The organism is Stenotrophomonas sp. FW305-C-20-S1, assembly GCF_058783335.1.
Map to the genome: position 1 here is coordinate 126,481 of NZ_JBYTEK010000006.1, position 6,705 is coordinate 133,185.

At 67.7% G+C, this 6,705-nt stretch carries 7 protein-coding genes; all 7 read right to left on the reverse strand.

Going from position 1 to position 6,705, the window contains the following annotated elements; translation table 11 throughout:
- Positions 1-30 precede the first annotated feature (30 nt).
- On the reverse strand, positions 31-2,010 hold the full coding sequence (locus tag AC3WTC_RS05115; RefSeq protein WP_025878970.1) for a chemotaxis protein CheA: 1,980 nt from the start codon (positions 2,008-2,010) through the stop codon (positions 31-33).
- A gap of 45 nt (positions 2,011-2,055) precedes the next feature.
- Positions 2,056-2,421: a response regulator gene (locus AC3WTC_RS05120; RefSeq protein ID WP_025878971.1), complete on the reverse strand. Its 366-nt coding sequence runs from the start codon at positions 2,419-2,421 to the stop codon at positions 2,056-2,058.
- Positions 2,418-2,726 (reverse strand): STAS domain-containing protein, encoded by a 309-nt coding sequence (locus tag AC3WTC_RS05125; protein WP_032975458.1) that lies wholly within the window; start codon positions 2,724-2,726, stop codon positions 2,418-2,420. Before AC3WTC_RS05125 ends, AC3WTC_RS05120 begins: the two co-directional genes overlap by 4 nt.
- 94 nt (positions 2,727-2,820) lie before the next feature.
- On the reverse strand, positions 2,821-4,050 hold the full coding sequence (locus AC3WTC_RS05130; protein ID WP_492710828.1) for a chemotaxis protein CheW: 1,230 nt from the start codon (positions 4,048-4,050) through the stop codon (positions 2,821-2,823).
- The gene (locus AC3WTC_RS05135; RefSeq protein WP_032974847.1) at positions 4,047-4,829 is read right to left on the reverse strand and encodes a ParA family protein; all 783 of its coding nucleotides are present in this window, start codon (positions 4,827-4,829) and stop codon (positions 4,047-4,049) included. Before AC3WTC_RS05135 ends, AC3WTC_RS05130 begins: the two co-directional genes overlap by 4 nt.
- 4 nt (positions 4,830-4,833) lie before the next feature.
- Positions 4,834-5,847 (reverse strand): flagellar motor protein MotD, encoded by a 1,014-nt coding sequence (gene motD / locus AC3WTC_RS05140; protein ID WP_032974846.1) that lies wholly within the window; start codon positions 5,845-5,847, stop codon positions 4,834-4,836.
- A gap of 1 nt (position 5,848) precedes the next feature.
- Entirely contained in the window at positions 5,849-6,589 is a 741-nt protein-coding gene (locus AC3WTC_RS05145; protein ID WP_025878976.1) for a flagellar motor protein, read from the reverse strand.
- Positions 6,590-6,705 lie beyond the last annotated feature (116 nt).

Genomic DNA, 6,705 nt, shown 5'->3' on the forward strand with positions numbered 1-6,705 from the left:
GCGGCGGTCAGGTACAACGTGTAGCGCAGCTCAGGCGGCCTGCGGCACCCGCAGCGAACGCACCAGGCCGCCAATGTCGACGATCAGGGCGACGCGGCCATCGCCGAGGATGGTGGCACCGGAGACCCCGCCGATGCGGCGGTAGTTGTTCTCGATGTTCTTCACCACGACCTGCTGCTGGCCGACCAGTTCGTCCACTTCCAGCGCGATCTTCTGGCCATCGCCTTCAACCACCACCACCAGCGATTCACTGCCGGGTGCACGCTGGCCATAGCCGTAGTACTCGCTCAGCGACAGGATCGGCAGGTATTCGCCACGCACGCGCAGCACGCGGCCTTCGCCGGCCATGCTGCGGATGTCGTCAGGCTGCGGCTGCAGTGCTTCAAGCACGTAGGCCAGCGGCAGGATCAGGGTTTCGCCGGCCACCGCCACGGTCATGCCGTCGAGGATGGCCAAGGTCAACGGCAGCCGGATCAGCGTACGGGTGCCGGTGCCGAGGCCGCTTTCAATCTGCACCTCGCCACCGAGCGCCTGGATGTTGCGGCGGACCACGTCCATGCCCACGCCACGACCGGACAGGTCGGTGACCGCATCGGCGGTGGAGAATCCGGGCTGGAAGATCAGGTCCCAGACCTGCGAGTCGGTGGGGTTGTCCGGTACGGCCAGGCCGCGTTCCTGCGCCTTGGCCAGGATCTTCTCGCGGTTCAGGCCGCGGCCGTCGTCGCTGACTTCGATGACGATGTGGCCGCCCTGGTGCGATGCCGCCAGGGTGATCGTGCCGGTCTCGTCCTTGCCGGCATCGCGACGCACGTCCGGCATTTCCAGGCCGTGGTCGATGGAATTGCGGACCAGATGCACCAGCGGATCGGCGATCTTCTCGATCAGGCCCTTGTCCAGCTCGGTGCCTTCGCCGATGGTGCGCAGGCGCACGTGCTTGCCCAGGCGGCCGGACAGGTCGCGGACCAGACGCGGGAAGCGGCGGAACACTGCGTCGACCGGCAGCATGCGCACGCCGATCACAGCCTCCTGCAGGTCACGGGTATTACGTTCAAGCAGGTCCAGGCCGGCGAACAGGCTCTCGGCATGCACCGGGTCCAGCGCGTGCGAGACCTGCTTGAGCATGGCCTGGGTGATGACCAGTTCACCGACCAGGTTGATCAGTGCATCGACCTTGTCGACGCTGACACGGATGGAGGTTTCTGCTTCCTGGCTGGCCCCGGTGCTGGCCGTCGGTGCGGCAGCGGCGGGCGCAGGGGCAGCGACCGGCGCGGCGGCCGGTGCCTGGGTGGCCAGGCTTGGCGGTGCGGCCGGACGGATGTCCAGTTCGCAGTCGTCCAGCACCCAGGCGAAGGTGTCTTCGATCTTGCTGCGCGGCACCTTGCCGACCAGGCCCAGGTCCCACGCCAGGTGGGCTTCAAGCGGGTCGAGCTGGGCGAAGCCGGGCAGGCGATCCATGCGCGCGGCCACCTGCAGCGAACCCAGGTGTTCCAGTTCGCGGATGATGCGCAACGGGTCGTTGCCACTCATGAACAGTGACGGCGCCGGGGTGAAGCCGATCTGCCAGGCTTCCGGCGTGTCGTCCACCTTGCTGGCGGCAGCGGGTGCAGCGGCGGCGGGCGCCTGGCCGGACAGCACCGCTTCCAGGCGCGCCTTCACCGCAGCAACCGCTGCAGGATCGGCGGGCTGGCCGTGCTCGGCCTCGCGCAACAGGGCGCGCAGTACGTCCACCGACGACAGCATCGCATCGACGGCGTTGCCTTCCAGTGCGCGCTTGCCGGCCCGCAGCTCATCGAGCAGCGTTTCCAGCACATGGGTCAGCCCCGCGATGGCATCGAAACCGAACGTGCCTGCGCCACCCTTGATGGAGTGGGCGGCACGGAACACCGAGTTGATGATCTCCGGGTCCTGTTGTCCCGATTCCAGGGCCAGCAGGCCAGCCTCCATGGCGTCGAGGCCTTCGCGGCTCTCCTCGAAGAAGGTGGCGTGGAAGCGTTGCAGGTCCATGCTCATGGCAGTGGCGATCCGGAAGCGAAGAGGGGGAGCAGTGCGGGGCGATCAGCCCAGCACTTTCTGCACGGTGGCGACCAGCTGTTCGGGATTGAACGGCTTCACCAGCCAGCCGGTGGCACCGGCGGCCTTGCCTTCGGACTTCTTGTCCGCTGCCGACTCGGTGGTCAGCATCAGCATCGGCGTGAACTTGTAGTCCGGCAGCTGGCGCAGTTCGCGGATCAGCGCGATGCCGTCCATGTTCGGCATGTTGACGTCGGTGACCACCGCATTGAAGCGCTGGCCCTTGGCACGTCCGAGCGCGACCGCGCCGTCTTCAGCTTCTTCGACGGCAAAACCGGCCGAGGTGAGGGCGAAGGAAACCATCTGGCGCATCGACGCCGAATCGTCCACCACCAAGATACGTGCGCTCATGCAGCGTTCTCCACAGATTTCAGGTTGTCATGGGGTACGTCCAGGCCCAGGGCCTGGGTGACGCCCAAAAGGCGTGCAGCGTCACGGAAGGTTGCAGTGCAACCGTGGAAGCCGGTGCCCAGGCCTGCCTCGCGGCGGGCCTGCACGAAGGCGCACAGCACCTGCATGCTGGCGGTGTGGATGCGGCCGACCTGGCTTGCATCCAGGGTCAGCTCGCCTGCTTCCGCCACCAAGGGCGAAAGGCGGTTCTTGAGCTCGGTGCTGCTCTCGATGCCGAGATCCTCACCCAGTTCGACAGTGCTCATCATTGCTCCGGACAAACGGTTCCAGCATTCATAACGGCACCGTGGGGCGGTTCTTTAGGGGTATCGGCGCGAAGCGCCAATTCAGAGCACGGATTCACCCCAACAGCTGCGTGGCGTCGAGCAGGATCATCGGCCGCTGGCTGATGCGGGCCACGCCACGGAACAGTTCATTGGAGATCTGGCAGATGCGGGCGGTATCGGGCGGTTCGATCTGCGAGTCGGTCAGGTTGGCGACGTCCTCCACGGCCGACACACGCAGGCCCAGGGTCTCGCCGTTCTCTTCAAGCACGACAATGCGGGTCTGCGCGTCATCCTCGGCGGAGGCCGCACCCAGGTGCAGGCCGAGATCCATCACCGGCACCACCTGGCCACGCAGGTTCATGATGCCGAGCATTTCCGGGGCAGTGCCGCGCAATGGCAGCAACGGCACCGGCAGCACCACTTCCTGCACCTTCAGCAGTTCCAGCGCGTAGGCCTGGGCGCCACAGCGCAGCCGCAGCCAGCGCGATGTGCGTTCGCCGGCGCGGCGGTTCTGCGGATGCGGGCTGCTGGCGGGCTGATGCGCCTGGGCTTGCAGCTCCTGCCAAGAGCCGGGGCGGTTGCCGGAGGGGGTGTCCACCGCGAGCCGTGGCGGCGGCGCGACGGCGGCGCGGGCCATCGACGGCATCGGTGCCGGCGCGGGACGCGCTGAGGCCTTGGCAACGGCTGGCGCAGTGATGGCAGGAACCACATCGCCGTCGGCGGCGGCTTCGAAGGCGGCCTGCAATCCAGGGCTGTCGGTGTGCGCCAGGCTGTCGGCGGCGTCGGTTTCGTAGATCACTTCGTCCGGCAGGTCGTCCCAGGTGGGTTCCGGCGCGGGCGGTGCGACCGCGGCAGTGGCCACGGGCGCGGTTTCATGGACGACCTCGGCCGGCAGGTCGTCCCAGGTGGGCTCGCGGTCAGCGTCGGCGGCAGGTGCGGCAGCGGCGTCGAAGGCGGCTTCCAGCGCCGCATCATCGTTGGCCGGAGCGGCTGCGATGGCGTCGGTTTCGTAGATCACTTCTGCCGGCAGATCGTCCCAGGTCGGCTCGCGCCCGGTATCGGCCGCAGGCGTGGCAACGGCGTCGAAGGCGGCTTCCAGCGCCGCATCATCATTGGCCGGAGCGGTTGCGACGGTGTCGGTTTCGTAGATCACTTCGGCCGGCAGATCGTCCCAGGTCGGCTCGCGCTCGCCGTCGGCTGCTGCGCTCGTCGGGCGTGGCGCGGCATCAGCGGCGACCGGTGCGACGGCAATGTCGCCGAGCAGTTCGTCCAGATAGTCGTCCAGCATGCCGGTGGTGTTCATGCCGCCTGCTCCAGGGCACGTGCGTCCTCACCGAGGATCCAGTTCAACGCACGCCGATAGGCTGCCAGGCCGCGTCCCGGGTAGTCCTCACCGATGCTCGGCAGGGTCAGGCCGGCCGCGTTGCTGATGCGAGTGTCGATCGGAATCGCGTCTTCCCAGACGCGGCTCGCGTGGCGGTCCTGCATGGCGCGCAGCGATTCATTGCCGGTGCGGGTGCGGCGGTCGAACAGCGTTGGCAGGATCGAGATCGGCAGCGGCCGGCGGCGCGAACGTTCGACCATTTCACCGGTGCGGACCATGCCATCCAGGCCGTGCAGGGCCAACGGCTCGGCCTGGGTGGGAATGATCAGGCGATCGGCCGCGGCCAGCGCATTGATCATCAGCAGGCCCAGGGTCGGTGCGCAGTCCAGCAGGATGTAGTCGTGCTGGCCCTGGTGGCGGGCAAGCGCGTTCTGCAGGGCCAGGCCGAGGCCGGGCTGGTTGGCGCTGCGTCGTTCCAGCGTGGCCAGCGAGGCCTGCGCGCACACGTAATCGAGTCCACCGATGTTGCTGGCATGGCTGAGCGCGGACAGGTCGGCCGGCGGTGCGCCGAACAGTTCCAGCACGCCGGCCGGTGCCGGCTCGATCGGCACGCCGAAGGCGCGGGTCAGCGAGGCATGCGGATCGAGATCGATCAGCAGCACGCGGTGGCCGAGCGCGGCCAGGCCGCGACCGAGGGCGAGGGTGGTGGTGGTCTTGCCGACTCCGCCCTTCTGGTTGGCGACTGCCCAGATGCGCATCGGATTACTCCTTCATTGCCGGGGGAACGGCGGCGCCGACACGGCTGCCAGCCGGCACCGGTGGCAACTGCACCGGTGCGATGGGGGAAGTGGGGGTGGTGGCCGGTGCTGCGGTGGCCTGTTCGCTGGCGCCGCGGGCAGTGCCGGTGGCGGCATTCAGGCGTTCGCCGAGCGGGTCCACCGAATGACTGGTGTCGGCCAGGATGATGACCATCACCCGCCGGTTGCGATTGCGGCCCTGTGCGCTGTCGTTGTCTTCGCGGGGGCGGAACTGGCCGTAGCCGACCATCGCCAGCCGCGATGGCTGCAGCCCCTGGTCGGCAAACAGATGCACCACGCTGGCCGCGCGCCCGGCCGACAGTTCCCAGTTGGACGGGAAGGTGGCAGTGGCAATCGGCACGTTGTCGGTGTGGCCTTCCACACGCACGCTGTTGGGCACGTCGCGCAGCACACCGGCCAGGCTGGCCAGGGTGTCGCGCGCATGCACGTCCAGCGCCGCCGAGCCGGTCGGGAACAGGATGTCGCTGTTGATCTCCACTTCGATCCACAGCTCGGTGCGGCGCACGCTGATCATGCCGCGGTCGATCAGTGGCGCCAGCGCGGCGGTCAGGCGGTCGGCGATGCTGTTGAGCTGGCGCTCGGCACGCGCGATCTGTTCCTGGTTGTGCACCGACACCGGCATGCGCATCTGCGAGGCCATCGCCGGCAGCAGGGTGGGGTCGTGCGAGGGCGCGGGAGCGGACGGCCCGATCTTGGTGCCGGACTTGATCACCGACGGGCTGTCCCAGCCGCCGCCCTGCACCTGCTTGTTGCCCACCTGCACCGGATTGATGGTGCGCGGCGCACCACCGAAGGCATCGGTGAGGGCGTCGGCCATGATCCGGTACTTGCCCTCGTTGACCGAGGAGATCGCGTACATGACCACGAAGAAGGCGAGCAGCAGCGTCATCAGGTCGGCATAGGGGATGGCCCATGCCTCGTGATTGGCGTGCTCTTCGTGGTGCTTGCGGCGGGCCATGTCAGTGCAGGAAGCCGGAGAGGTTGGTTTCGATGTTGCGCGGGTTCTCGCCCTGGGCAATCGAGATCAGGCCTTCGATGACCATTTCGCGGTCGCGGCTGGAATGGGCGATGACGCCCTTCAGCTTGGCGGCGATGGGCAGGAACAGCAGGTTGGCCGAGGCGATGCCGTAGATGGTGGCGGTGAACGCGGCGGCGATGCCGTGGCCGAGCTTGCTCGGGTCGGCGAGGTTCTTCATCACCGCGATCAGGCCGAGCACGGCGCCGATGATGCCCAGCGTGGGCGCATAGATGCCCATGCTTTCAAACACCTTGGCAGCGGCCTGGTCCTGGTGCTCCTGGCTGCCCAGTTCGATCTCCAGCATGTGCCGGATCGATTCGGGTTCAACGCCGTCCACCAGCAGCTGCAGGCCCTTGCGCAGGAACGGGTCCTGCTGCGCTTCCACCTGCGATTCCAGGCCGAGCAGGCCCTGGCGGCGGGCGATGTTGCTCCATTCCACGATCTGCTGGATCAATTCACGACGGTCGCTGTGCGGCGGCCGCACGACCCAGCGCACGATCTTGAAGGCGTGCTTGAACACCGCTGGCGAGGTGTGCAGCAGGATGGCGGCGATGGTGCCGACGATGACGATCACGAACGCCGCAGGCGACCACAACGACGCCAGGCCGGCGCCCTTGAGGATGCTGCCACCGACCAGCGAGGCCAGGGCGAGGAAAAGTCCAATGAGGCTGAGTCTATCCATGGGTCCGGTATCGGCTTGTATGAATGGGACTTGAGACACCGGTAGGTCGTGTACAGACGGTAGTCACAGTTTTCGGGTCGCAGGGGACGGGCCGGAGGTCCCCCCCGGGGGGGCGT

Coding starts and splice junctions, on each gene's coding strand:
- AC3WTC_RS05115 (WP_025878970.1), bottom strand. CDS start 2,010: ATGAGCATGGACCTGCAACGCTTCCACGCCACCTTCTTCGAGGAGAGC.
- AC3WTC_RS05120 (WP_025878971.1), bottom strand. CDS start 2,421: ATGAGCGCACGTATCTTGGTGGTGGACGATTCGGCGTCGATGCGCCAG.
- AC3WTC_RS05125 (WP_032975458.1), bottom strand. CDS start 2,726: ATGAGCACTGTCGAACTGGGTGAGGATCTCGGCATCGAGAGCAGCACC.
- AC3WTC_RS05130 (WP_492710828.1), bottom strand. CDS start 4,050: ATGAACACCACCGGCATGCTGGACGACTATCTGGACGAACTGCTCGGC.
- AC3WTC_RS05135 (WP_032974847.1), bottom strand. CDS start 4,829: ATGCGCATCTGGGCAGTCGCCAACCAGAAGGGCGGAGTCGGCAAGACC.
- motD (WP_032974846.1), bottom strand. CDS start 5,847: ATGGCCCGCCGCAAGCACCACGAAGAGCACGCCAATCACGAGGCATGG.
- AC3WTC_RS05145 (WP_025878976.1), bottom strand. CDS start 6,589: ATGGATAGACTCAGCCTCATTGGACTTTTCCTCGCCCTGGCCTCGCTG.